Source organism: Cupriavidus oxalaticus (assembly GCF_004768545.1).
GTDB lineage: Bacteria > Pseudomonadota > Gammaproteobacteria > Burkholderiales > Burkholderiaceae > Cupriavidus > Cupriavidus oxalaticus_A.
Map to the genome: position 1 here is coordinate 1,740,985 of NZ_CP038634.1, position 25,211 is coordinate 1,766,195.

23 protein-coding genes are annotated in these 25,211 nt (G+C 67.1%); 11 read left to right on the forward strand and 12 right to left on the reverse strand.

The features are described 5' to 3' along the window. Positions 1–20: 20 nt before the first annotated feature. Both E0W60_RS07815 and phnN read right to left on the reverse strand, forming a co-directional pair. The gene (locus E0W60_RS07815; RefSeq protein WP_135703555.1) at positions 21–1,013 is read right to left on the reverse strand and encodes a tripartite tricarboxylate transporter substrate binding protein; all 993 of its coding nucleotides are present in this window, start codon (positions 1,011–1,013) and stop codon (positions 21–23) included. Positions 1,014–1,056: 43 nt separating this feature from the next. Beyond that, on the reverse strand, positions 1,057–2,862 hold the full coding sequence (gene phnN / locus E0W60_RS07820) for a phosphonate metabolism protein/1,5-bisphosphokinase (PRPP-forming) PhnN (protein WP_135703556.1): 1,806 nt from the start codon (positions 2,860–2,862) through the stop codon (positions 1,057–1,059). A 350-nt stretch (positions 2,863–3,212) separates the two neighbouring features. On the opposite strand from phnN, the gene E0W60_RS07825 reads away from it, so the two are divergent. Continuing rightward, on the forward strand, positions 3,213–3,758 hold the full coding sequence (locus tag E0W60_RS07825) for a MarR family winged helix-turn-helix transcriptional regulator (protein WP_133094774.1): 546 nt from the start codon (positions 3,213–3,215) through the stop codon (positions 3,756–3,758). A gap of 119 nt (positions 3,759–3,877) precedes the next feature. Here the strand turns inward: E0W60_RS07825 and nadC are convergent, their stop codons facing one another. From nadC to fliL, 8 genes are all read right to left on the reverse strand, one after another. Next, on the reverse strand, positions 3,878–4,711 hold the full coding sequence (nadC, locus tag E0W60_RS07830; protein WP_135703557.1) for a carboxylating nicotinate-nucleotide diphosphorylase: 834 nt from the start codon (positions 4,709–4,711) through the stop codon (positions 3,878–3,880). A gap of 209 nt (positions 4,712–4,920) precedes the next feature. Continuing rightward, the gene (fliR, locus tag E0W60_RS07835) at positions 4,921–5,706 is read right to left on the reverse strand and encodes a flagellar biosynthetic protein FliR (protein ID WP_133094776.1); all 786 of its coding nucleotides are present in this window, start codon (positions 5,704–5,706) and stop codon (positions 4,921–4,923) included. Positions 5,707–5,739: 33 nt separating this feature from the next. Next, the gene (gene fliQ / locus E0W60_RS07840; protein ID WP_029047088.1) at positions 5,740–6,009 is read right to left on the reverse strand and encodes a flagellar biosynthesis protein FliQ; all 270 of its coding nucleotides are present in this window, start codon (positions 6,007–6,009) and stop codon (positions 5,740–5,742) included. Between the two features lie 46 nt (positions 6,010–6,055). Next, positions 6,056–6,877 (reverse strand): flagellar type III secretion system pore protein FliP, encoded by an 822-nt coding sequence (gene fliP, locus E0W60_RS07845; protein WP_276609535.1) that lies wholly within the window; start codon positions 6,875–6,877, stop codon positions 6,056–6,058. After that, positions 6,874–7,317 (reverse strand): flagellar biosynthetic protein FliO, encoded by a 444-nt coding sequence (fliO, locus tag E0W60_RS07850; RefSeq protein WP_133094925.1) that lies wholly within the window; start codon positions 7,315–7,317, stop codon positions 6,874–6,876. The genes fliP and fliO overlap by 4 nt, the downstream gene beginning before the upstream one ends. 68 nt (positions 7,318–7,385) lie before the next feature. Then, entirely contained in the window at positions 7,386–7,838 is a 453-nt protein-coding gene (gene fliN, locus E0W60_RS07855; RefSeq protein WP_135703558.1) for a flagellar motor switch protein FliN, read from the reverse strand. Then, positions 7,831–8,850: a flagellar motor switch protein FliM gene (gene fliM, locus E0W60_RS07860; protein ID WP_133094778.1), complete on the reverse strand. Its 1,020-nt coding sequence runs from the start codon at positions 8,848–8,850 to the stop codon at positions 7,831–7,833. Before fliM ends, fliN begins: the two co-directional genes overlap by 8 nt. Positions 8,851–9,021: 171 nt before the next feature. Next, complete coding sequence (fliL, locus tag E0W60_RS07865; protein ID WP_135703559.1) at positions 9,022–9,516, reverse strand: flagellar basal body-associated protein FliL; 495 nt, start codon at positions 9,514–9,516, stop codon at positions 9,022–9,024. An 871-nt stretch (positions 9,517–10,387) separates the two neighbouring features. On the opposite strand from fliL, the gene acnB reads away from it, so the two are divergent. The 4 genes from acnB to E0W60_RS07885 all read left to right on the forward strand — a co-directional run bounded on the left by acnB (position 10,388) and on the right by E0W60_RS07885 (position 16,405). Beyond that, positions 10,388–12,979: a bifunctional aconitate hydratase 2/2-methylisocitrate dehydratase gene (gene acnB / locus E0W60_RS07870; RefSeq protein WP_135703560.1), complete on the forward strand. Its 2,592-nt coding sequence runs from the start codon at positions 10,388–10,390 to the stop codon at positions 12,977–12,979. Positions 12,980–13,188: 209 nt separating this feature from the next. Further along, positions 13,189–13,893: a glutathione S-transferase N-terminal domain-containing protein gene (locus E0W60_RS07875; RefSeq protein WP_135703561.1), complete on the forward strand. Its 705-nt coding sequence runs from the start codon at positions 13,189–13,191 to the stop codon at positions 13,891–13,893. Between the two features lie 133 nt (positions 13,894–14,026). Continuing rightward, complete coding sequence (locus E0W60_RS07880) at positions 14,027–15,370, forward strand: PQQ-dependent sugar dehydrogenase (protein ID WP_135703562.1); 1,344 nt, start codon at positions 14,027–14,029, stop codon at positions 15,368–15,370. 210 nt (positions 15,371–15,580) lie between these two features. Beyond that, positions 15,581–16,405 carry a class I SAM-dependent methyltransferase gene (locus E0W60_RS07885; protein WP_135703563.1) on the forward strand — a complete coding sequence of 275 codons (825 nt, stop codon included), beginning with the start codon at positions 15,581–15,583 and terminating at the stop codon, positions 16,403–16,405. A gap of 49 nt (positions 16,406–16,454) precedes the next feature. Here E0W60_RS07885 and E0W60_RS07890 read toward each other — a convergent pair whose 3' ends face one another. Continuing rightward, complete coding sequence (locus E0W60_RS07890) at positions 16,455–17,306, reverse strand: AraC family transcriptional regulator (RefSeq protein WP_135703564.1); 852 nt, start codon at positions 17,304–17,306, stop codon at positions 16,455–16,457. 167 nt (positions 17,307–17,473) lie between these two features. Here E0W60_RS07890 and E0W60_RS07895 point away from each other — a divergent pair, with 167 nt between their 5' ends. The 3 genes from E0W60_RS07895 to E0W60_RS07905 all read left to right on the forward strand — a co-directional run bounded on the left by E0W60_RS07895 (position 17,474) and on the right by E0W60_RS07905 (position 20,478). Further along, positions 17,474–18,955, forward strand: coding sequence for an SLC13 family permease (locus E0W60_RS07895; RefSeq protein ID WP_135703565.1), 1,482 nt, complete (start codon positions 17,474–17,476; stop codon positions 18,953–18,955). 210 nt (positions 18,956–19,165) lie between these two features. Then, on the forward strand, positions 19,166–19,528 hold the full coding sequence (locus E0W60_RS07900) for a hypothetical protein (protein WP_135703566.1): 363 nt from the start codon (positions 19,166–19,168) through the stop codon (positions 19,526–19,528). A gap of 89 nt (positions 19,529–19,617) precedes the next feature. After that, on the forward strand, positions 19,618–20,478 hold the full coding sequence (locus E0W60_RS07905; protein WP_135703567.1) for a LysR family transcriptional regulator: 861 nt from the start codon (positions 19,618–19,620) through the stop codon (positions 20,476–20,478). A 15-nt stretch (positions 20,479–20,493) separates the two neighbouring features. On the opposite strand, the gene E0W60_RS07910 is transcribed toward E0W60_RS07905, so the two are convergent. Then, positions 20,494–20,748, reverse strand: coding sequence for a hypothetical protein (locus E0W60_RS07910; protein ID WP_135703568.1), 255 nt, complete (start codon positions 20,746–20,748; stop codon positions 20,494–20,496). A 238-nt stretch (positions 20,749–20,986) separates the two neighbouring features. Here E0W60_RS07910 and E0W60_RS07915 point away from each other — a divergent pair, with 238 nt between their 5' ends. The 3 genes from E0W60_RS07915 to E0W60_RS07925 all read left to right on the forward strand — a co-directional run bounded on the left by E0W60_RS07915 (position 20,987) and on the right by E0W60_RS07925 (position 25,201). Continuing rightward, positions 20,987–22,144: an acyl-CoA dehydrogenase family protein gene (locus E0W60_RS07915; RefSeq protein ID WP_135703569.1), complete on the forward strand. Its 1,158-nt coding sequence runs from the start codon at positions 20,987–20,989 to the stop codon at positions 22,142–22,144. 384 nt (positions 22,145–22,528) lie between these two features. After that, positions 22,529–23,944 (forward strand): TolC family protein, encoded by a 1,416-nt coding sequence (locus tag E0W60_RS07920; protein WP_135703570.1) that lies wholly within the window; start codon positions 22,529–22,531, stop codon positions 23,942–23,944. A gap of 42 nt (positions 23,945–23,986) precedes the next feature. Further along, a complete protein-coding gene (locus tag E0W60_RS07925; protein ID WP_133094927.1) occupies positions 23,987–25,201 on the forward strand; it encodes an efflux RND transporter periplasmic adaptor subunit in 1,215 nt (404 codons plus the stop codon). Positions 25,202–25,211: the final 10 nt, after the last annotated feature.

Genomic DNA, 25,211 nt, shown 5'->3' on the forward strand with positions numbered 1-25,211 from the left:
CCGGCCGGTCACCCGGGTGGTCAGTCGACCAGCAGATTGATCTTCGTCGCGAATTTCTGCCAGCGATCGATATCGGAGGTCACCAGCTTCTGGAATTCGGCAGGGGTGCTCGTGGTCGTGGCAAAGCCGAGCTGCTCCAGCGAAGACCTGACCTCGGGCTTGGAGATGGCCCTGGCGATTTCCGTGTTCAGCTTCTGCACGATTTCGGGCGGCGTGTTCGCCGGAGCCAGGATGCCGAACCATTGGTCGACGTCATAGCCGGGGATGCCAAGCTCGCTCACGCTTGGCACGTCGGGCAGGAACGGCGAACGTGCCTTCGAGGTGACGGCCAGCGCGCGCAACCTGTTGCTTTTCAGGTAGGGCATGGTGTTGGTCAGCGTATTGATACTGACATCGGCCTGATTGCCGAGCACGTCGGCGATGGCGGGTGCACAACCTTTGTACGGCACGTGAAGCATAGCGATCTTTGCCGAGACCTTCAGCAATTCACCGGCCAGATGCTGGGGCGTGCCGTTACCGCACGAGGCATAGCTGGGGGGGGAGGCGCTCTTGCCCGTCGCCAGCAAGTCGTTGAAGGTGCGGATCTTCGAGTGCGATGGCACGGCGATCACCGACGGCACCGAAGCAAAGGTGATGACGGCGCTGAAATCGGACTTCGGGTTGAACTGTAGCTTCTTGAAGACGCTCGGGTTGATGGCAAAACTGCTGTTGACGATCAGCAGCGTGCAGCCGTCGGCAGGGCTCTTGGCGACGTACTCGGCGCCGATGTTGCCGCTGGCGCCGGGCCGGTTGTCGACGACTACCTGCTGCCCCAGCGACTTGCTGATGTCCGCTCCGATCACGCGCGCAAGGGAATCGGTCCCGCCTCCGGCCGGGAACGTCACCACCATGCGGATGGGCTTCTGCGGGAAGGTACTGGCGATATTGGCCTCGGCGCGCCCGGGCAGGGTGCCCAGGCTCCCTGCAACAAACAGGAGCGATGCCAGGCTGTTGACGACGGATAGGGGTCTCATCAATATGTCTCGTCGGTTAGGTTGAAGGAAGGGGAAACGCTGGTCAATCGGAATCTATACGCACTGCCTGATGGCACTCGCCACCAACGCCGACCAGTGCCGATGCCGCCTCAAGTGCTGCAGCGGAGTCGGCGTGGATACGGTAGAGAGGTTGCCCTGGCGCCACCTGCGCACCGAGCGTGCACAGCAGGTCGATGCCTGCACCCGCAGCGCGCGGTGCCCCGGCGGCGCGCGCCACGCCGGAAATCTGCAAGCCGTCGATGGCCGTCACCTGGCCCCGCGTCGTGGCGGCCACGATCCGTGTATGCGTACCCGGCGCCACCGGGCGGGAGCGAATACCCTGCGCTGCGGCGATCCGGTCGAATGCGGCCTTTGCCTTGCCTTCGTCCAGCAGCGCAGCCGCAATGCGCATGCCTTGTTCGGCGCAGCCCACGCGCGGATCGAAGGCGATGATTCCGCCGGCAAAGCGCAGGGCCTTTTCACGCAGGTCCGCGGGAGCCGCGGGATCGTTGTCGAGCACCAGCCGGACGTCGCGCACTTCCAGCGCGGGGCCGATGCCACGGCCTATCGGGTGGCTGCCGTCCGTGACCAGCGCGCGCACGTGCAGGCCCAGTCCCTTGCCGACGTGTTCGAACAGTGCGCCAAGCGCCTCGGCGTCGGCGCGCGTCGCCAGCTTGGTCTGCGGCCCGAAGGGCAGGTCGACGATGACATGGGTGGCGCCGGCGGTGAACTTCTTCGACAGGATCGACGCCACCGACCAGCGTCGCGAATCGAGGCGCAGGGGCCGGGTGATCGCGTTCATCACGTCGTCGATCACGGAATGGTTCAGGCGTCCGTTCCATGCAATGCATGCACGCGCCTGCGCCACGCATCGGCGCACGTCCTCGTGCGTCAGGTCGACCCGCGCGATGGTTTCCATGGCATCGGCGGTGCCGGCAGCAGATGTGATAGCGCGCGATGACGTCTTGGGCATGGCCAGGCCGTAGGCCGCGACAATCGGCACCACGACCAGCGTGATGCGACTGCCGGGAACGCCGCCCATTGAGTGCTTGTCGACGACAAGAGGCTCGTCCCAGTCGATGCGGGGTGTGAAGGCCGTCCGAGCGCGTGCCAGCGCCACCACTTCGTCATCGGTCAGCGTGAGGGTTGCGGCAATGAGGAAGTCGGTCAGCTCTGCCTCGGTGTACCGCCCGGCGATGGCGTCTTGCAGCACGGCAACATAGGCAGCTTCGTCGAGCGGCTCGCCGCGCAGCTTGGCCATGAGGTTGGCGCGGCTGGCCGGCTGCCTGGCGGCGGATGTACTGGTGCCGTTTCGCAGCGCTTCGACAAAGCGTGCCATGCCCGCTTCCAGCGTGCCGTCGTTTGACACCGTGATGCAGGCGACCTCGGGAGGCATCGATACTCCCGCTCGCGCCACCCGCCTGGCGACCTGGTCGCCCGATTCACGTCCGCGCGCGCTGATGCGCTGTGCCAGCACCTCCTGCGGTGCCGTCACCAGGATGACCACGAAGCGCGGCAAGCGGGCGGCAAGGTCGGCGACGACGCCGCGCGAGCCATTGGCTACGACGTTGCGCCCGCGTTCCAGCTCGCGCACCAGCGACATGGGCAATCCATAGCGAAGGTCGTGTGCGTCCCAGGTGGCCAGGAACTCGCCCTTTCGCTGGCGCCGTGCGAACTCGGCTTCCGAAACGCCCTCGTGATCCTCGCCGGCAGACCCGCCCGGGCGCGTGATGACGCGCCGTGCGAAGACATAGTCGTCATCGAGCGAGGCACGCGCACCGTCGATCAAGGAATCCTTGCCAGCGCCACTGGGCCCTACAACGAGAAAGAATGTGCCGGTTGCCTTCATGATTATCTTAGATGTCGAAGTTGTACGGCTATGCTAGCACCGGCTAGACGGGTGTCAAGATAAGTTCGATGTCTAAGGTAATGCAAGCAATGGACCATCCCCCGCAAATCCAGTGTGTACGCGGGATTCGCATGGTCGTAGGGGAAAACACGGGTCACCGCATGCGCGCTGCCGGTGCCTCATGCATCGGTTGCGCGCATGGTGCACTAATGGAGTGAATACTACATAAAGAGGACCGGAGGCCAGGGGCGCGGTGCCGGACGCGCGAGCTCGCGAGGCGCTATCATGTGCGCTGTCGCTTGCACCGCATCATGGTGCCGCATGCATACATCTCATTTCCCGTCACAACTATGGCCACAAGGAAGCCGGATGCTCCGGTCAAAATCACGCCGCCGGATGAAGCCGATGAAGAACGGCTTGCCCACCTGGTAAAGGACGCTGCGCGCGCCTATATCCGGGCGCTGCAACTGCGCCTGGCGGAACATTCGGTTTCGTACGGCCACTGGACCATTCTGCGTATCCTGTGGCGCCATGATGGTCTGTCGCAGCGGGAGCTGAGCGAACGGGCCGGCGTGACCGAGCCGACCACCTTTGCGGCGGTGAAGGCGCTGGAAGCGCTGGGCTATGTGGAACGCACGCACCTTCCCGGCAACAAGAAGAAGGTGCACGTGTTCCTGAGCAAGACCGGGCGCGCGTTGCGCCGCAAGCTCGAACCGCTGGCCACCGAGGTCAACGAACTCAGCGTGGAAGGCGTGAGCGAAGAGGATGTGCTGACTACGCGCCGCGTACTGATTACCATCGCCAAGCGCTTGGTCGCCGACGAAATCGCGTCGGCAGAGAACGGCCGGCGGGTGCCGTCCACGCAGGAGGTGGGGCGGCTGTTGTCGGACCTGTAGCGGTAGTCGGCTGGCGCCAATGAAAAAGCCCCCGTCGGCCATGCCGGCGAGGGGGAATGCCTTGGGTAGAAGGCGTGAAACCGATGCCGGAGCGCCTGGGCCCCGACAGGCGCGATGCGTCAGGCGTCGTCCAGTCCAATATCCACGGCCGGTGCCGACTGCGTGATCTTGCTCGTCGAGATGTAGTCCACGCCGGTTTCCGCCACGGCCCGGATCGTTTCCAGGCGAATGCCGCCCGAGGCCTCGACCTTGGTCCGGCCATTGACGACCTGAACGGCCTCTTTCATGTCGGGCACCGACATGTTGTCCAGCATGATCACGTCGACACCGGCGGCCAGGGCCTCGTGCACCTGCTCTAGCCGGTCGCATTCCACTTCCAGTTTGGTCAGCACCGGCAGCTTGCGGCGCACGCGTTCCACGGCGGCGGCGATGCTGCCGCACACGGAGATGTGGTTGTCCTTGATCATCACGCCATTGTCCAGGCTCAGTCGGTGGTTCAGGCCGCCGCCGCAGGTCACCGCATGCTTTTCCAGCGCCCGCAGGCCTGGCGTGGTCTTGCGGCTGTCGATCAGGCGCGCCCTGGTATGCGCAATGGCCTGGGCATAGGTGGCCGTGAGGTTGGCGATGCCGCACAGCCGCTGCATGATGTTCAGCGCGGTGCGCTCGGCCGTCAGCACGCTGCGCGCATTGCCGCTCACGTTCAGCAGCACCGCCCCTTTGGCGACCTTGTCGCCGTCGGCGACGCGCACGTCGACAGACAGCGTGGGATCGTAGCGGGCGAAGATACGTGCCGCCACGTCGATGCCGGCGATGATCATCGGCTCGCGGGCGTTCATGCAGAAGGTGCCGGTCTCGCCGGGCTCGATCATGGTCTGGACGGTCAAGTCGCAGATGCCGATGTCTTCGGTCAGCCAGAGGTCGATCAGCTTGTCGGTGGCAAAGAGGTCGTACATGTAAGGGCTCCTGGGTAGGGGTTGCGGTCAATAATCTTAGAGATCGAAGTACATGGCGCAATCTTAGCGCCTTGCCGCCTCGTGTCAAGACATATTCGAGGTCTAAGATTAATGCGCGCACGCGTTGAAGATCGGCGTGGCGCCGCGTTACCTTGTTGCCGAAAAGAGTGGAATTGCAGCCGCAAAGAAGGCGCGGTGCCGCCGTGGCGCTAGCGCCCGAACTGCCCCAGCACCGTTCCGATCGATTCCAACCCGGCCTCGATCAGGTGCTGCATGAAGGTGCCCATCTGCGGCATCACCAGCATCAGCACCAGGAACCCGCCCGACAGCGTCACCGGGAAGCCCACCGCGAAGATCGACAGCTGCGGCGAGGCACGGTTCAGGATGCCCATGGCCAGGTTCAGCGTCAGCAGCGCGGCGATCATCGGCAGCGCCAGCAGCAGCCCCGAAGCGAACACCATGCCGCCGGCGCGCGCCACGGCCATGGCGCCGCCCGCTGACAGCGGCGTCCCCCCGATCGGCAGCCCATTGAAGCTGTCGACCAGCGCGCCCAGCATCATCAGGTGGCCGTCCAGCGCGAGGAACAGCAGCACCGCGATGATGTTGAGAAAGCGCGACAGCACCATGGTCTGGCCGCCGGCGGCGCGGTCGAAGAAGGAGGCGAACGACAGGCCCATCTGCAGGCCGATGATTTCGCCGGCCTGCTGCACGGTGGCGAACACCAGCCGCATGACAAAGCCGGTGGCCAGGCCGATGCCGACCTCGTTGAGGATGATCAGCAGGCCCTCGAAGGAGTACACCGGCGCCGCCGGCAGCTGGGCGATGGTAGGCGACACCACCATCGCGATCATCGCCGACAGCGCGATCTTGGCGCGCCGCGGGATGGTCGACTCACCGAACAGCGGCGCGGTGCCGATCAGCGCCAGGATGCGGAAGAAGGGCCACAGGAATGCCGCGAGCCAGCCATAGAGCTGGGCTGAAGTGAACTCGACCACGGCAGTCTGGCGGAAGGCGGGAGTGAGCGCGCGTCAGTGCGCCAGCGCGGGAATGCTCTGGAACACCTCGCGCATATAGTCGACCATGGTGTTGATCATCCACGGGCCGGCCAGCACCATGGTGGCAAACAGCGCGATCAGCTTGGGGATGAAGGTCAGCGTCATCTCGTTGATCTGCGTTGCGGCCTGGAACAGGCTCACCACCAGGCCGGCCGCGAGCGCCACCAGCAGCAGCGGCGCGGCTAGCAGCAGGGTCATCTTCATCGCCTGGGTGGCGATGGTCATTACGGTTTCCGGGGTCATGGCTCGGATCCTGCGGATAGGAATGCGAAGGGCGAGGCAACTGGCCTCAGTTCATGAAGCTCTGCGCCAGCGATCCCAGCAGCAGCTGCCAGCCGTCCACCAGCACGAACAGCATCAGCTTGAACGGCAGCGAGATGGTTGCCGGCGGCACCATCATCATGCCCATCGCCATCAGCACGCTGGCAACCACCAGGTCGATGATCAGGAACGGGATAAAGATGGTGAAGCCGATCTGGAACGCGGTCTTCAGCTCGCTGGTGACGAAGGCGGGCACCAGGATGCTCAGCGGCACTTCTTCCGGGCCCTGCATCTCCGGCGCCTTGGCCATCTGCGCGAACATCGCCAGGTCCTTTTCGCGGGTCTGGCGCAGCATGAAGGCCTTGAGCGGCTCGGCGGCCCTGGCGGCGGCGGTTTCCAGGCTGATCTTGTTTTCCGATAGCGGCTTGTAGGCGTCGTTGTAGACGCGGTCCAGCACCGGCGCCATCACGAAAAAGGTCAGGAACAGCGACAGCCCCACCAGCACCTGGTTGGGCGGCGAGGTGGCCGTGCCCAGCGCGTTGCGCAGCAGGCCCAGCACGATGATGATGCGGGTGAAGCCGGTCATCATCAGCATCGCCGCCGGCAGGAACGACAGCGAGGTCAGCAGCACCAGCGTCTGGATCGGCAGCGACCAGATCTGGCCGCCGCCCGGGGCGGGCTTGCTGACCACGCCGGGCAGCTGCTGCGCCCAGGCAGGCGCTGGGGCCAATGCCAGTACGGCGGCGGCAAGCGCCAGGACCAGGGCAATCGACAACGGGCGGTAGCGCGCGGCCACGGCGAGGCTCGCGGGCCGGAAGCGGCGCCGCCATTCGGCACGCAGGGAACTCATGACTTGAACTGGGATTGCAGCGAACGCAGCAGCTTCTCGGCGAAGGTGCCGCCGGTCGGCGGTTGCGGCATGCCGGTGGCGTGTGCCGGGGTCAGCGGGTTGGCGGAGGCAGAGGAGGAACCGCCAGCGGTGTGCGCCGGCATGCTGTGCAGCGGGCGGATTTCGCCGGGGCTGACGCCCAGCACCAGCCAGGTATCGCCGACTTCCACCAGCACCAGCCGCTGGCGCGCGCCCAGCATGGTGCTGCCGACCACCTTCATCACCCCGCCGGTGGCATGGCGCACCAGTCCGGCACGCCGGGCCAGCCATGCCATGCCAAGGATCAGCGCGATCACGGCAAACAGCCCCAGCCCGGCCTGGGCCAGGCTGCCCGCGCCGCTGATGGCCGGTGCCGGCTTGTCGTCGGCGGCCAGTGCCAGCGCCGGGGTCAGCGCCAGCATCAGCGTGGCGAGACTGGCGCCGACGGCCCGGAGGCGGCCAGCACCGGGCGCGGGGTACTTCCGGATGGTCATTTGTTCAGCTTGCGGATGCGTTCGGACGGCGTGATGATGTCCGTCAGGCGGATGCCGAACTTGTCGTTCACCACCACCACCTCGCCCTGCGCGATCAGGTAGCCGTTGACCAGCACGTCCATCGGCTCGCCGGCCAGCCCGTCCAGTTCGACCACCGAGCCCTGTGCCAGCTGCAACAGGTTCTTGATGGGCACCTTGGTGCGGCCCAGTTCCACCGTCAGCTGCACCGGGATATCGAGGATCATCTCGATATCGTTGTGGAAGCCGCTGGTCGTTTCCTTCGCCAGCGGCTGGAAGACAGTGGCGGCGGCCGGGGTGGCCGCGGGCGCGGAGGCCGCCGAAGGGGCCGCGGCGGGCACCCCGGCGGCTGTGGCGCTGGTCTGCTCCGCCAGCGCGCTGGCCCAGTCGTCCATCGGATCGACCGGCTTGTCCTCGAAGCCGTCACTCATAATCGGTGTCCTCGGTGTCCAGGTGGGATTGGCCGTCCTGGTGATTGATCATTCGTTCTACCCGCAGCGCGTATTGGCCGTTCATGGTGCCGAAGCCGCACTGCATCACGGGCACGCCGTCCACCTTGCCGAAGATCTTCTCCGGCAGCTCGATCGGCAGCACGTCGCCGGCGCGCAGCGCCAGCACTTCGGCCACCGTGCTTTGCAGGTGCGCGAACTCGGCGACCAGTTCCACTTCGGCCGCGCGCAGCTGCCTTGACAGCTGGTTGACCCAGCCCTTGTCGACTTCCTTCTCGTCCTGCAGCGGATTCATCAGCAGGTCCTTGAGCGGCTCGATCATCGCGTACGGCAGGCACACGTGGAGCTGCCCGCCGACTGCGCCCAGTTCGATATGGAAGGCGGTGGTCACCACGGCTTCGTTCTGCGTGGCGACATTGGCAAACTTGGTGTGCATCTCCGAGCGGATGTACTCGGTCTCGATCGGATGCACGGTGCGCCAGGCGCTGCCGTAGCTGGCCAGCGTCAGCTCCAGCATGCGCTGGATGATGCGCTGCTCGGTCTGGGTGAAGTCGCGCCCTTCCACGCGGGTGTGGAAGCGGCCGTCGCCGCCGAACAGGTTGTCCACCACCAGGAACACCAGGTTCGGGTCGTAGACGAACAGCGCCGTGCCGCGCAGCGGCTTCAGGTGGACCAGGTTCAGGTTGGTCGGCATCGGCAGGTTGCGGGCGAAATCGCCGAACTTCTCGATCCTGATGCTGCCGACCGAAATATCCGCGCCGCGGCGGATGAAATTGAACAGTGCCGAGCGCAGCGAACGCGCAAAGCGCTCGTTGATGATTTCCAGCGTATGCAGGCGGCCGCGGATGATGCGTTCCTGCGTCGCCAGGTTGTACGGGCGCACCCCGCTGTCGTCCAGCGCCGGCTCGCTGGCCTTGGGCGTATCGGCCTCGCCGGATACGCCCTTGAGCAGCTCGTCGACCTCGTCTTGCGAGAGGAACTTGTCGTAGGCCATCTGGTGTCCTGCCCCTTGTGCGGCTTTATGCGGCGTCGTTATGGATGAAACCGTTGCGGCATGGCCAGGCGCGCATCACCGTGCCCGGCGGCATGCGTGTGCAGGGCGGGCCTTTGTGGCGGCGGACGGTTTCATATCGGTTTGCGGGCGGGGCAGGGCGCAAGCGGGCGCTTACTGCACCACGAAAGAGGTGAACAACACATCCAGCACGCGCTGGGCCGGCAGGCCGGTGGCGAAGGGCTGGGCGATGGTGGTGCGGATGTCGTCGGCCAGCTTGCGCTTGCCTTCGACCGTGGCCAGATCCGCGGGCTGGCGTGCCGACAACAGCAGCAGGATGCGGCTGCGTGCCTCGGGCAGGTACTGCGCCAGGCGCGCCTGCGTCTCGGCATCCGCCACCTTCAGCGACAGGCCGGTATGCAGGAAGCGGTCGCCGTCCTCGCTCTTCAGGTTGACGGTGAACGCATCCAGCGGCACGAAGATCGGTGGCGGAATGACCGGGGCGGCGGGCGCGGCGGGCGCCGCCGGCAGGCGGTTGCTCAGCACGCTGCCCAGCACAAAGCCTCCGGCACCCAGTGCCACGACAAGCACGCCGCCGCCGATCAGCAGCAGCCGGCCGCGCTTGCCTGTGTTGCTGCCAGTCTGGGAAGGGGAAGCCGTGTTCGCCATGAGAAGCCTGTGTCGGAATGCCTGCCATTCTTCCGGAATCGCAGGCCAGCAAAGGGCCGAAAAAAAGGGGGAAACCCTTTCAGCTTGGCCGTTTGAGCGGAAAGGGAGCAGGCATGGCTACGCTAGCGGGCGCTTTGTGGTGCGCGCCTGCAGGGGGGTTAACGAGTGGTGGGGCGGGAACTTGAGTTTGGGGGTGGTGGGGGTGGGATGTGGTTGTTTTTGTGTTTTTGTTTTGCCTGGCGGCTGGCATCTGGCGGGATTTGATATGCCCCGGTTTCGCCCCTAAAGGGGCGAGTCACTTTTGCCCGAGCGGCAAAAGTAACCAAAAGCGCGTAACGGCCCTGCGGGCGGCCACCGTTTTCTCCCCTCTCCCGCTTGCGGGCGGGGGAGAGGGCCGGAGCCGCCACGGAGTGAAGCCCAACCAATTCGCTCAAGCCGACCCCTGCGAGGCCCTGCAACGAAGCAAAGCCCCGTACGAAAGCCCGGGCACACTACGATAAGAGTGGCCGCCCGCACGGCCGTAAACGCGTTTTTTGGTGGCTTTTTGGCGCTCGGCCAAAAAGTGACCTGCCCGGGAGGGCGGAACAGGGCGCATCCATCACCACTAGATACCAAGCCGAAGGCGCACGAACCCATCAAATGCCATGCCAAAGCCACATATCCAAGACAAAGCCACCATTCCCGACTCCCCTACTCAAGTAGTCCCCCTGCAACCCACCAACTCTTCTATCCAGAACCCCATTGATTAATAAGGATTTTCAAAACCCAACTCTTATATAAGATATAAGACATTTGACCGAAGCCCCCACACCGACTACAATCGCGAACGTCAAAGGAAGTTTTTCAAAACCTAATTACTCAGCAGGTTCCCATGCTTGAAAACTATCGCGCACATGTGGCCGAGCGCGCCGCGCTTGGTATCCCTCCTCTGCCCCTGACCGCCAAGCAGACGGCCGAGCTGATCGAACTGCTGAAGAACCCGCCCGCAGGCGAAGAGCAGAACCTGGTCGACCTGATCAGCAACCGCGTTCCCGCCGGCGTGGACGACGCCGCCAAGGTCAAGGCCTCGTACCTGGCCGCCGTTGCCCTGGGCAAGGAAAAGTGCGCGCTGATCTCCCGCGCCAAGGCTACCGAGCTGCTCGGCACCATGCTGGGCGGCTACAACATCTCGCCGCTGATCGAGCTGCTGGACGACGCTGAAGTCGGTACCGTGGCTGCCGACGCGCTGAAGAAGACCCTGCTGATGTTCGACGCCTTCCACGACGTGAAGGAGAAGGCCGACAAGGGCAACGCCAACGCCAAGGTAGTGCTGCAAAGCTGGGCCGACGCCGAATGGTTCACCAGCCGTCCGGAAGTCCCGCAAAGCCTGACCATCACCGTGTTCAAGGTGCCGGGCGAAACGAACACCGACGACCTGTCGCCGGCCCCGGACGCCACCACCCGCCCGGACATCCCGATGCACGCGCTGGCCATGCTGAAGAACAAGCGCGAAGGCGCGGCGTTCCAGCCGGAAGAAGACGGCAAGCGCGGCCCGGTCAAGTTCATCGAATCGCTGAAGGAAAAGGGCCACCTGGTTGCCTACGTGGGCGACGTGGTCGGTACCGGCTCCAGCCGCAAGTCCGCCACCAACTCGGTGCTGTGGTTCACCGGCGAAGACATCCCGTTCATCCCGAACAAGCGCTTCGGCGGCGTGTGCCTGGGCAACAAGATCGCCCCGATCTTCTACAACACCATGGAAGACGCCGGCGCACTGCCGATCGAGCTGGACGTGTCGAAGATGGAAATGGGCGATGTGGTCGAACTGCGCCCGTACGAAGGCAAGGCCCTGAAGGACGGCGCAGTGATCGCCGAGTTCAAGGTCAAGTCGGACGTGCTGTTCGACGAAGTCCGTGCCGGCGGCCGTATCCCCCTGATCGTCGGCCGCGGCCTGACCGCCAAGGCGCGTGAAGCGCTGGGCCTGGCCCCGTCGACGCTGTTCCGCCTGCCGCAAAACCCGGCCGATACCGGCAAGGGCTTCACGCTGGCGCAGAAGATGGTCGGCCGTGCCTGCGGCCTGGCCGAAGGCAAGGGCATCCGCCCGGGCACATACTGCGAACCGAAGATGACCTCGGTGGGCTCGCAGGACACCACCGGCCCGATGACCCGCGACGAGCTGAAGGACCTGGCCTGCCTGGGCTTCTCGGCCGACCTGGTGATGCAGTCGTTCTGCCATACCGCCGCCTATCCGAAGCCGGTCGACGTCAAGACCCACCACACCCTGCCCGAGTTCATCAGCACCCGCGGCGGCATCTCGCTGCGCCCGGGCGACGGCGTGATCCACTCGTGGCTGAACCGCATGCTGCTGCCGGATACCGTCGGCACCGGCGGCGACTCGCACACCCGCTTCCCGATCGGCATCAGCTTCCCGGCCGGTTCGGGCCTGGTGGCCTTTGCCGCCGCCACCGGCGTGATGCCGCTGGACATGCCGGAATCGGTGCTGGTCCGCTTCAAGGGCCAGATGCAGCCGGGCGTGACCCTGCGCGACCTGGTCAACGCGATCCCGCTGTATGCGATCAAGCAAGGCCTGCTGACCGTGGCCAAGCAAGGCAAGAAGAACATCTTCTCGGGCCGCATCCTGGAAATCGAAGGCCTGCCCGACCTGAAGGTCGAGCAAGCGTTTGAACTGTCGGACGCCTCGGCAGAACGCTCGGCCGCCGGTTGCACGGTGCGCCTGAACAAGGACCCGATCATCGAATACATCAACAGCAACATCACGCTGCTGAAGTGGATGATCGCCCAGGGCTACCAGGACCCGCGCAGCCTGCAGCGCCGTATCAAGGCCATGGAAGCGTGGCTGGCCGATCCGAAGCTGCTGGAGCCGGACGCCGACGCCGAGTACGCCGCCGTGATCGAGATCGACCTGGCCGACGTGCACGAGCCGATCGTGGCCTGCCCGAACGACCCGGACGACGTCAAGACCCTGTCGGACGTGGCCGGCGCCAAGATCGACGAAGTCTTCATCGGTTCGTGCATGACCAACATCGGCCACTTCCGCGCGGCTTCCAAGCTGCTCGAAGGCAAGCGCGACATCCCGGTCAAGCTGTGGGTGGCGCCGCCGACCAAGATGGACCAGAAGCAGCTGACCGAGGAAGGCCACTACGGCGTGTTCGGCACCGCCGGTGCCCGCACCGAAATGCCGGGCTGCTCGCTGTGCATGGGCAACCAGGCACAGGTGCGCGAAGGCGCGACGGTGATGTCGACCTCGACCCGCAACTTCCCGAACCGCCTGGGCAAGAACACCAACGTGTACCTGGGTTCCGCCGAACTGGCAGCGATCTGCTCGCGCCTGGGCCGCATCCCGACCAAGGACGAGTACATGGCCGATATTGGCGTCATCAACCAGAATGGCGACAAGATCTACAAGTACATGAACTTCGACCAGATCGAGGACTTCAAGGAAGTGGCTGACGGCGTGACGGTCTGAGCGTCGCACTGAGCTGGTAAGGGCGGCGGGGCGCCGCCGCACAACAGCGCCCCACACGGCAAAAACAAAACCCCGCATCTCGCGAGAGATGCGGGGTTTTGCATATTGGCCAGCCTCCCGGCATGGTTTGCCGCGCCGGGCTATCATCCGGGCTTTCAGCCATCCGGTGCCGGCCGCGCGTCTGGCACCATGCCACCACCGGAGCCCACGTGTCCGATCTGTCCGCCTTCCCCATCACCCGCAAATGGCCGGCGCAGCATCCCGAGCGCATCCAGCTCTATTCGCTGCCGACGCCCAACGGCGTCAAGGCATCGATCATGCTGGAAGAGACGGGCCTGCCGTACGAGCCGCACCTGGTGCGCTTCGACACCGACGACCAGCTCTCGCCGGAATTCCTGTCGCTCAACCCCAACAACAAGATCCCCGCGATTCTCGATCCCAATGGCCCGGGCGGCAAGCCGCTGCCGCTGTTCGAATCGGGCGCGATCCTGCTGTACCTGGCCGACAAGTCGGGCAAGCTGATTCCGGCCGATCCGGCACGGCGCTACGAGACCATCCAGTGGCTGATGTTCCAGATGGGCGGCATCGGCCCGATGTTCGGGCAGGTCGGCTTCTTCCACAAGTTTGCCGGCAAGGCCTATGAAGACAAGCGCCCGCGCGACCGCTACGTGGCGGAAAGCCGGCGCCTGCTCAACGTGCTCGAGCAGCGCCTGGCCGGGCGCGCGTGGATCATGGGCGACGAGTACACCATTGCAGACATCGCCACCTTCCCGTGGGTGCGCAACCTGGTCGGCTTCTACGAGGCAGGCGACCTGGTCGGCTTCAAGGATTTTGCCAACGTGCGGCGCGTGCTGGAGGCGTTCGTGCAGCGCCCGGCGGTGGTGAAGGGGCTGGATACGCCGCATCGCGGCTGAGTGCCGGCATGCGGTGGGCCGGCGTGGGCGTTGTCCTACACCGGGCCTTCCCAGGGGCCTACAGAGGGGACGGCGGCACGCATCCTATAGTCGAGTAGCGGGCGCATCCTGCCTCGCCCGAGGAGTCCGCACCATGCCGCTGCCCGAGCCCTTCCCGCCTTCTTCCCGCTTGTGTGGCGCAGTGCTGCTGGCGGGCGCCGCCGCGACGCTGGGCGCGTGCGGCGAATCGGCCAAGCTGCCTTCCGAGGCCGGCTTCGGACCCACGCCGCAGCTGCCGCCGCCGAACGAGACCGCCATCCCCACCGTCAAGATCGCGCCCGCCGTCGGCTGGGGCGAAGGGCAGCGCCCGGTGGCGGCCGAGGGCATGGCGGTGACCGCCTTCGCCGACAAGCTCGATCATCCGCGCTGGGTCTACGTGCTGCCCAACGGCGATGTGCTGGTGGCCGAGAGCAATGCCCCGCCCAAGCCCGACGACGGCAAGGGCATCAAGGGCTGGATCATGAAGAAGGTGATGAAGCGCGCCGGCGCCGGCACGCCCAGCGCCAACCGCATCACGCTGCTGCGCGACAGCAACGGCGACGGTGTCGCCGACCAGCGGTCGATATTCCTGAAAAACATCAACTCGCCGTTCGGCATGGTGCTGGTCGGCAACGATTTCTACGTGGCTGCCACCGACGCGGTGCTGCGCTTCCCGTACCAGCCCGGCCAGACCGAGATCGCCGCGGCGCCGCAGAAGGTGGTCGACCTGCCCGGCGGGCCGCTCAATCACCACTGGACCAAGAACATCATCGCCAGCCGCGACGGCCGCAAGCTCTACGTGACAGTGGGCTCTAACAGCAACGTGGCCGAGAACGGCATGGACAAGGAAGCGGGCCGCGCCGCTATCTGGGAGGTCGATCCCAGGAACGGCTCGCACCGCATTTTTGCCAGCGGCCTGCGCAATCCCAACGGCATGGCGTGGGAGCCGGTCACCGGCGCGCTGTGGACCGCGGTCAACGAGCGCGACGAGCTCGGCAGCGACCTGGTGCCCGACTACATCACCACCGTGCGCGACGGCGGCTTCTATGGCTGGCCATACAGCTACTTCGGCCAGCACGTCGACAAGCGCGTCAAGCCCCCGGCGCCCGACCTGGTGGCCAGGGCGATCGTGCCCGACTACGCGGTCGGCGCGCATACCGCGCCGCTGGGGCTCGCGGCCGCCACCGGCAACAGCCTGCCGGCGCGCTTCAGCGAGGGCATGTTCGTGGGCCAGCATGGGTCCTGGAACCGGCGGCCGCTGGCGGGGTACAAGGTCATCTTCGTGCCGTTCAGCAAAGGCCGTCCGAACGGCGCGCCCTTCGACGTGCTGACCGGTTTTGTCGACGGCGAGGGCAATGCGCGCGGCCGGCCCGTGGGCGTGGCGATCGACAAGCGCGGCGGGCTGCTGGTGGCGGACGACGTCGGCAATGTCATCTGGCGTGTGAGCGGGGCGAAATAGCGGCCAGGCCCATGCCGGACTGCCCCGGCGCTGCCACGCTGCGCTGCGTGTGAGCGGGGCCATCGCCTGGCCATCTGCTGACCATTTCCAGGCCATTGCGCCGGCGCCACGCTGACTATACTTCGCTTGGAGGGGGCCGCGGGGCATCAATCGTGCCTGCTTCGTCCCCGCGCAAACCGCAGCCTGGACACCGACGCCTGGGAGGGGGGCATGGATCACACCGGAGATTCGTTTCGCGCCTTTGAGCTGGCTGGCTGGGAGGACCCCGAAGTCGTCAGCCGCTACCAGGAGCACCTGTCGCACGTGACCCGGCAATCGATCGAGGCGCTGCTGGACGACGCGCGCGCCGCCAGCGGGCAGCGTGTGCTCGATGTCGCCAGCGGCTCGGGCCATATCGCCGCGGCGGCGGCACGGCGCGGCGCCGAGGCCATCGGCATCGACTTCTCGCTGGCGCAGGTGGAGCTGGCGCGCAAGCTGTATCCCCACATCGACTACCAGCAGGCCGACGCGCAGGCGCTGCCCTTCGGCGACGCCAGCTTCGATGTCGTGGTCAACGGCTTCGGCATGTGCCACCTGTCCGATCCCGATGCCGCGCTGCGCGAAGCCTTCCGCGTGCTGCGCCCAGGCGGTCGCATAGCCTTCACGGTGTGGGATGCCCCCGAACGCGCGGTGGGCTTCGGCGCGGTCTATGCCGCCATCCGTGCCTATGGCTCGATGGAGGTCGACCTGCCGGCGGGGCCCAATTTCTTTCTCTTCAGCGATCCCAACGAGTGCCGCAGCGCCTTGCAGCAGGCCGGCTTCGTTGCCCCGTCGTGCCGGCACGTGCACCAGGTATGGCGCTTTTCCACGCCGGACCAGCTGTTCGATGCGCTTGCGCAAGGCACCGTGCGCGCGGCCGCCACGCTGCGCGCGCAGACCCCGCGGGCGCGCGACGAGATCCGGGCCGTGCTGCGCGGTACGGTGGCCGGCTATATGCGCGGCAGCGGCTTCGAGGTGCCGATGCCGGCGGTGCTGGCCGCCGCGGTGAAGCCCTGACCCGGCGCCGCTGTACGTTACCCACCCGCGTCACCTCCCGTGCGTCACCTCAAGCCAGCACGCGGCGCCGGCGCGCCATGAAGTCGCGCGGGGTTTGCCCGAGCGCGCGGCGGAACATGGTCGAAAACGCGCCCGCGTGGGCGTAGCCGGTTTCCGCGGCCACATGCGCCAGCGGCCGGCCGCGGCTCATCAGGTCGATCGCATGGGCCAGCCGCAACTGCTGGCGCCAGCTGCCGAAGCTGGTCTTCAGCTCGCTTTCGAACAGCCGCGCCAGCGTCCGCTCGCTGGCGCCGGTGCGGGCCGCCCATTCGGACAACGTCAGGCTGGAGCCGGGATCTTCCATCAGCGCGTGGCACAGCGCCTGCAGCCGCCGGTCCGACGGCAGCGCCAGCCCCAATGACAGCGTGGGCGCGGCCGCCAGTTCCTCCACCAGCAGGCTGGCGCAGAGCTGGCGGCGGCGCTCGCCGAGCGTGTCGTCGTGGGCCAGGGCCTCCATCAGCTCGCGCAACAGAGGCGACACCTCCAGCACCGCGCATGAATCGGCCGACAGCGCGCAGGCCTGCGGCGCGATATAGCAGGCGTAAAAGCGCACCGTGCCCAGCACCACCACGTTGTGCTCCACGTCGGGCGGGATCCAGACTGCGCGCATCGCTGGCACCAGCCATGTGGTGCCGCCGGCGGTGATGCGCAGGCTGCCGCTGATCGGGAACGACAGCTGGCCCCACGGATGGCGGTGCGGGTGGATCACCGCGTTGGGAGGCGGCCGGCGCAGGTGTGCGATCACCGGGTCGGCGGCGCTGGGACGTGCGCGCGGCACCGGCGAGTAGACCGGGCGGCGGCGGGCCGGGGCGGGCGGCGAGGCGGCAGGCAGGGCAGGGGCGGGGGCGACGTCGTGTGGCATGAAATCGTAAGAAATTGCCTGATTAGTGTAACTCCGCCAATCGCGGTCGGCCTACGATGCATCGAGCGGCCGCGACCGGAAAGGTGACCGGCCAATTGCCGAACAGGCACCGGCCCGCCGAAATCGCGCGCGGCATGGGACCGGCGCCATAGACGAGATGTTCTTCCATGCCTCCATTCGTACGCCGCGCCGCGGCGCGTTTCGGCCTGAGCGGCCCGGATGCCACGCTGGCCGCCACCGCGCCGGTGCGGGACACCATTTCCGACCCCGGCCTGCGGCAATCCGCCAGGGCCGCCTTTGCCATCGGCGTGTGCATTGCGCTGGTGTTGAGCGCCGGCCACGCCATCGACGCGCCGCCGGCGCTGGTCTGGGCCGCGGCGCTGGTGTTGTCCACGGTGTGCTGCTGGGCGCTCGGCGCCTTGCCCGAGCCCACCGCCACGCTGCTGTTCTTCCTGTGCGCGGTCGTATTCCAGATTGCGCCGCCCAAGGTGGTGTTCAGCGGCTTTGCGTCGCCCGCGTGGTGGCTGATGTTCGGCGGCGCCGTCACCGGCGTGGCGCTGCGCAACAGCGGGCTGGCGCTGCGGCTGGCCGACGCCATCTTCCAGCGCCGGGTGCACGGGTATCCGCAACTGGTCGCGCTGGTCGCGGCCAGCGCCGTGGGCCTCGCGTTCCTGATGCCGTCCACCACCGGCCGCGTGCTGCTGCTGATCCCGATCGTGCTGGCGCTGGCGGACCGCGTGGGCCTGGCCCCCGGCTCCAACGGCCGTATCGGTCTGGTGCTGACGGTGGCTGCGGCCAGCTATATGCCGCCGACCACCATCCTGCCCGCCAATATCCCCAACAGCGTGCTGCTGGGCGCGGCCAGCTCGCTGTACGGCATCAACCTCAGCTACGGCGGCTACCTGCTGCTGCACTTCCCGATCCTCGGGCTGCTCAAGACCGTGGTGCTGGTCTGGCTGGTGTGCCGGCTGTTTCCGCACGACGCACCGCTGGCCGCGGCGCCGGCGGCAGCGCGCGCGCCGATGGGCCGGCAGGAGCGGCTGCTGGCGGTCATCCTGGCGATCGCCGTGGTGGGATTCGCCACCGACGCGCTGCATGGCATCTCGCCGGCCTGGATCGCGCTGGCCGCAAGCATCGTCTGCCTGCTGCCGGGCGTGGGGCTGGTCTCGTCCAGGGCGCTGGCCGAGCAGGTTCACCTGGTGCCGCTGCTCTATGTGGCGGGCTTCCTCGGACTTGGCGCGGTGGTGGAGTCGACCGGCCTGGGCACTGCCGTCAGCCACGCGCTGCTGAACTGGCTGCAGCTGACGCCGGGGCACACGGTGGCGAACGTCGGCGCGCTCGGCGCCGTGGGCGCCAGCATGGGCCTGATGACCACGCTGCCGAGCCTGCCGGCGGTGTTGTCTCCGCTGGCGCGGGAATTTGCCAGCGCCACCGGCTTGCCGCTGGAGACGGTACTGATGCTGCAGGTGCCGGTGTTCTCCACGGTGTTCTTCCCCTACCAGTCGCCGCCGATCGTGATCGCGATGCAGCTGGGCGGCGTCGGGCTACGCCATGGCACGCGGCTGTGCCTGGCATTGGCGGCCATCACGGTGGTGGCGTTGCTGCCGCTGGATTACCTCTGGTGGCGGCTGCTGGGGTACCTGCCCTGAGCTTCATGCGGTGTTGGACGGATACCGACAGCTTTTCGCTGGTCGTCGGCCCGGTGCCAACGAATGATCAGCGGAACAGCCCGGAAAGTGCCCTGCACCGCGCCGCAGGCGGCGTAGTGGTGGTGGCACGGTCATTGCGGAATGGACAGCGAGCGCGGCGCCGATGCTCGTTGTCCCACCCGCCAGCAATGGCTTCCCCGGAGAACACCGATGAACCCCCAATCCCCCTGCCAGCGCGGGCAGGCCGCATCGCGCCCGCAAAAGAAACTGCTGCACCGCACCCGCCGCGCCGTCGTGCTGCTGCGTGTGCTGGGGCTGTGCCTGAACAGCGTCGCCTGCGCACAGGCCGAAGCCCCGCAGCCCGCCGCTCCCGCGGCAGCGGCTGTCACCCCTGAACAGAAATTCGCCCCCGGCTACCTCGAGGCCGTGTCCACCGGCTATGACAATGGCGTGGCGTGGCGGGAACCGGAAGGCATCGCGCCGCTGCGGCAGCCGCGCGAGGTGCGTGGGCCGAGTGCGGGAGATGCCGGCGCGGCGATGCGACCGGTTTCGGCAAAGCCGCGGGTTCGTTGAGCGGGATGCAAGGGAGTCAGTGTGAGATTTCCGATTCTCGGTTGGGATCTGCTTACAATCCGTCACACCGGCCCAACGCAGCTCCGACCATGGACATCGAACTCGCCCGCACCTTCCTGCAAGTCGTGCGCACCGGCAGCCTGCTGGCGGCGGCCGACAAGCTGCACGTCACGCAAACCGCGGTAACGGCCCGGATCAAGAGCCTGGAGTCACAGCTGAACTGCCGGCTGTTCGAGCGCAACAAGGCCGGCGCGCGCCTCACCGCCGACGGCCAGCGTTTCCTGGGCTATGCCAGCCAGCTGGTGCAGACCTGGGAGGCGGCTTGCCGCGAGTTGCCACTGCCGGCTGGGCTGGCAAACCTGTTCCGCTTTGGCGCCGAGATCAGCCTGGGCAATCCGCTGGCGCTGCTGTGGGCCACGCGCATGCGCCAGCAGATGCCGGCGCTGGCGGTGCGCGCTGAAGTGGGGGAGGGCGAGGCGCTGCAGTACAAGCTGCAGTCGGGCACGCTCGATGCGGCGCTGGTCTACCAGCCGGAGTACGCGCCCGGCATGCATGTCGAGGCGCTGATGGAGGAAAAGCTGATCCTGATCCGCTCGGCCCAGCGCGACGGCCCCTATGTCTACGTTGACTGGGGGCCGGAATTCCGGCGCCAGCATGACAGCGTCCTGCCCCAGCATGCGCGCGCGTCGCTGTATTTCAACCTCGGGCCACTGGCTTTGCAGTACATCCTCCAGTTCGGCGGCAGCGGGTATTTCCGTACGCGGGTCGTGCAGAGCTACCTCGACAACGGCGCGCTGGTGCGAGTCGACAGCGCATCGGAATTCTCGTATCCGGTCTTCCTTGTTTGCGCCAGGACGCCAGCCGGCATGACGCAGGAGGCCGTGCGCATGCTGCGCGATATCGTGCGCGAAGAATCGGACTGGTCGCAGCGTTGGGACGTGCCACTGTAGCGGGCGCCCGCGGCATCAGGCGCGCACTGGCATGGGCCGCGCCGACAGCCCCGCCCAGCCGGGCATGCCGGCCGGCACCAGCCGGTACTGCCGCACGCGCTTGCCGCCCCGCGGCCGGCGCGGCGGCCTGGGTTCGAGGCCGGCGAAGCGGCCATGCCGCTGCACGCGCTCGAATACCGGTTCAGGTACCCGCGTGCCGATCAGCCAGGTAACAGTGCCTCCCAGCGCCAACAGCGCCAGCGCCAGCGCGATCCAGAGGACGGTTTCCATGATTTCCCGCTCCATCGAATAAGTGTCGGTGTCTCCTAGTATTGGCACAAACCATGCCCGCGGGTAAATGAAAGTTATCATGGGTTCATATCAATAAAACTGCATTGAATGGCCTGTCCCGGCAACGCCAGCGTGGGCACGGGTTGTAGAAAAATCATCTTTTCCGACGAACCTCAGGCGCGCGGCACGGCAGACACTCAACCGATCCGAACATCACACCAGAAGGGGGACTCCAGCCATGCAACGCCTGATCTTCGAAGCCGAACACGACGCCTTCCGCGAATCCGCCCGCCGCTTCTACCAGCGTGAGGTCGGGCCGCACGGCGAGCGCTGGCGCGAGCAGGGCTGCGTCGACCGCGAGGTGTTCCGCAAGGCCGGCGAGCAGGGCTACCTGCTGATGTGGGCCGACGAGAAATACGGCGGCGCCGGCGTCGATGACTTCCGCTATGAGCAGATCCTGATCGAGGAAAACGCGCGCCATGGCGACTCCGGCTTCTTCGGCACGCTCCATTCGCGCCTGGTGGCGCCGTATGTCGGCCGCATCGGCAACGAAGAGCAGCGCCTGCGCCTGCTGCCGGCCGCGGCGCGCGGCGAGGCGATTTTCGCCATCGCCATGACCGAGCCGCAGACCGGCTCCGACCTGGCCGGCATCCGCACCCGGGCCGAGGATCATGGCGACCACTGGGTGCTGAACGGCGCCAAGACCTATATCTCCAACGGCCAGCTGGCCGACTACGTGGTAGTGGTGGCGCGCACCGACCCCGAGCGCAGCCACGGCCTGACGCTGTTTATCGTCGAGCGAGGCATGCCGGGCTTCGAGCGCGGCCGCAAGCTGCGCAAGATGGGCCTGCATTCGCAGGACACCTCGGAGCTGTTCTTCGACAACGTGAAGGTGCCCAAGGCCAACGTGCTCGGCGAGCCCGGCCAGGCCTTCCGCTACCTGACCCGGCACCTGGCCGAGGAGCGGCTGATCGGCGCCTGCGGCTACATGGCGTCGGCGCAGGTGGCGTTCGACCTGACGCTGGACTACGTCAAGGAACGCAAGGCCTTCGGCCGGCCGATCGGCACCTTCCAGAACTCGCGCTTCAAGCTGGCCGAGCTGCGCGCCCAGCTCGACGCGATCCAGACCTTTGTCGACCAGTGCGTGCTGCAGCATAACGCCGGCACGCTGACGGTGGAGACGGCGGCGTCGGCCAAGCTGCTGACCTCCGAGCTGCAGGGCCGCGTGGTGGACGAGGGCGTGCAGCTGCACGGCGGCGCCGGCTATATGGAGGAGTACCGCATCTGCCGGATGTACACCGATGCGCGGATCTCGCGAATCTACGCCGGCAGCAGCGAAATCATGAAAGAAATCATCGGGCGCAGCCTCGGGCTGGACGACCGCGCCAAGGCATAAGCCACCAGGGCGGCCAAGGCTGGAATAACGGACCGGGAATCACCGACGCACGCGTCGGTGATTCCCGGGCCGCTTGCATTCTTGATCGAAGTCGCGCGGACTGGGGTTTTCACGCAGTTAAAGGCTTTTGTCAACGATATGAAAGCCGTTTGTAAAGCGATTCGGTTTGAATGCCGTCGGGAGATCGTGCCCGGGTGGCGTTTGAAGCATCGGGATAGCAGGGCGAGGGCGCGCGAGGACGCGGCATGACAGCCCAGCCGGGCGACCGCCGGAGCAGCTGCCAGACGGATGAAAATTCATCGGTCGGTGCACCGCTTTGGGGGCACGGTCGTTTACCGCAGACCGTTGACCGCAAAACCGCTTTCGAACCGAGCCTGACTGACCGTGCCCGTTGTCTTTGCCCGTGCCACCGCGGGAACCCTGCTCCTGCTGGGCGTTCTCGCCACACCTGCGGCCAGCATTGCCGCCGAATCCGAGCCTGCGGCCGATACCGCCGCCGATACCGCCGCCGCCGATACCGTCGATGCCGCCGCCCCCTGCACGCCACCGCCCGCCGGCGCCACGCTGACGCTGGCCCAGGCGCGCCTGGACGCGCTGCGCTGCAACCGCACCATCATTGCCGCGCGCCGGGGCGTGGAAGCCAGCCAGGCCGATGTGCAGATCGCGTCGCAGCGGCCCAACCCGGTGCTGAGCCTGGGTGTGGAGAACATCAACCCGCACGCCGGCGTCGGCTCCGGCAACCTGCGCAGCAAGACGGTGGACTCCAAGCTGCGCGTCGACCAGCTCATCGAGACCGCCAACAAGGGCAACCTGCGCGTCGACGCCGCGCAAAAGGCCAGCGCCGCGGCGGGCGAGGCGGTGCAGGCCGTGGTGGCGCAGCAGACTGCCGCGGTCGAGCAGGCCTTCTTCGAGGCGCTGGTCAGCCAGGAACACGTGGCGGTGCTCCGGGAAACGCTGGCTTTGTACGAGCGTACCCGCCAGGCCAGCGAAACGCGGCTGAAGGCAGGCGACGTGGCGCGCGCCGACGTGAACAAGCTGCAGCTCGACGTCCTGCGCGCGCAGAACGACATGCGCCAGGCCATGACCGACCACTACAGCGACAAGGCCGCGCTGGCGCAGGCGATGGGGGTTCCCGGCACGCTGTCGGATAACCGGCTGGTCGCCGACTGGCCAGCGCTCGATGCGCCGGCGCCGCAACCCGATCCCTACCTGCTCGAGCGCCGCCCCGACGTGACCGCCGCCGAGGCCCGCCTGGCAGCGGCCGCCGCCGCGCGCGACCTGGCCCGCGCCGGACGCGTGCCTGACGTGACCATTGGGGCGCAGGCCGAGCACTATCCGGTCTCTCCCACCAACTCCTATGGCACCGGCAACAGCTTCGGCGTGTTCCTGTCGATCCCGCTGTTCGTGCGCCACCGCAACAGCGGCGAGGCACGGCGTGCCGAAGTCGACTACTACGCCGCGCTGGACGACCGCAACCGCGTGATGCTGGAGGCGGGCAACGAAATCGACCGGCTGCGCAGCCAGCTCGAAACCGCGCGCCAGTCGCTGCGCCAGATGCGCGACGAAGTGCTGCCCGCCGCGGAAAGCGTCGCCGGCAGCGCCGAGTTCGCCTACAGCAAGGGCGCCACCGGCGTGCTCGACCTGCTCGACGCGCGCCGTGCGCTGCGCCAGACCCGGCTCGACGCCGTCGAAGCGCAGGGCGCATACGCCAAGGCGTTGTCGGCCTACCGCGCCGCCTTGCAGACCTCCAAGACCTCTGGCACCGCGGGCGCGCCCGTGGCCTCGCAGGCACGTCCCTGATACCGCAGTTCCCGCGCATTCTTCATGTCTTACTTGTCACGCATGTTCCGCCGCACGTCCTGCACCCATCGTCCGCTTTCCACCGCCGTGCCCGCACGGCTGTCTTCCGTCTGCGCCATGGCGCTGTGCGCGCTGGTGCTCGCCGCCTGCGGCAAGTCCGAGCCGCCCAAGCCCGATGACGATCCCAAGGTCAGCGGCAACACCATCCAGTTCCCGGCCAGCGTGAAATCGCTGCCCGGCATTGCCGGCGAACCCGCCAAGTCCGGCGGCGAGCGCATGCTGAACCTGCCGGGCCGGCTGGTCTGGAACGAGGACAAGACTGTGCGCGTGTCCACGCCCTTTGCCGGCCGCGTGACCGAGGTCCTGGTGCAGCCCGGCGCCACGGTCAAAGCCGGCCAGCCGCTGGCCAGCCTGACGTCGCCGGACTTCGGCGTGGCCCAGGCCGACGCACGCAAGGCTGCCGCCGACAGCGCGGTCGCGGCCAAGGCGCTGGCGCGCCAGCGCGAGCTGTACGGCGCCGGCGTCATCGCACAGAAGGACCTGGAACAGTCGCAGGCCGACGCGGCGCGCGCCGCGGCCGACCTGCAGCGCACGCAGGCGGCGCTGCGCCAGTACGGCGCAGCGGCGGGCAGCGACGGCGTGAACCAGCGCTTCGCGCTGCGCAGCCCGATCGACGGCCTGGTGGTCGAGCGCAACATCAACCAGGGCATGGAACTGCGCCCCGACCAGCCGCCGGCCGCGCCGCTGTTCCTGATCACCGACCCCACCACGCTGTGGGCGCAGGTCGATGCCGGTGAATCCGACCTCAGCCTGTTTCGCGACGGTGTCATCGTGCAGGTGGTCACCGCCGCCTACCCCGGCGAAACCTTCACCGGCACCGTGGTCAAGATCGCCGACTATGTCGACCCGACCGCGCGCAGCATCAAGGTCCGGCTGAGCGTGCCCAATCCCGGGCGCCGCCTGAAGGCCGAGATGTTTGTCACGGCGCGCCTGCCCGCGGCGTCGTTCGAAGGCATCGCGGTGCCATCCAAGGCCGTGTTCCTGGCCGACAACCGCAACTATGTCTTTGTGCGCACCGCCCCCAATACCTTCGAGCGCCGCCAGGTGCGCGTGGGCGTGACCATGCCCGGCACCACCGAACTGCTGGAAGGCGTGAAGGAAGGCGAGACCGTGGTGACCGAGGGCAACCTCTACCTGCAGGACATCCTGCGCGATGCCACAGCAGTCAATGCGGCGCGTGCGGCCGACAAGAAGTGAGGACGGTCGC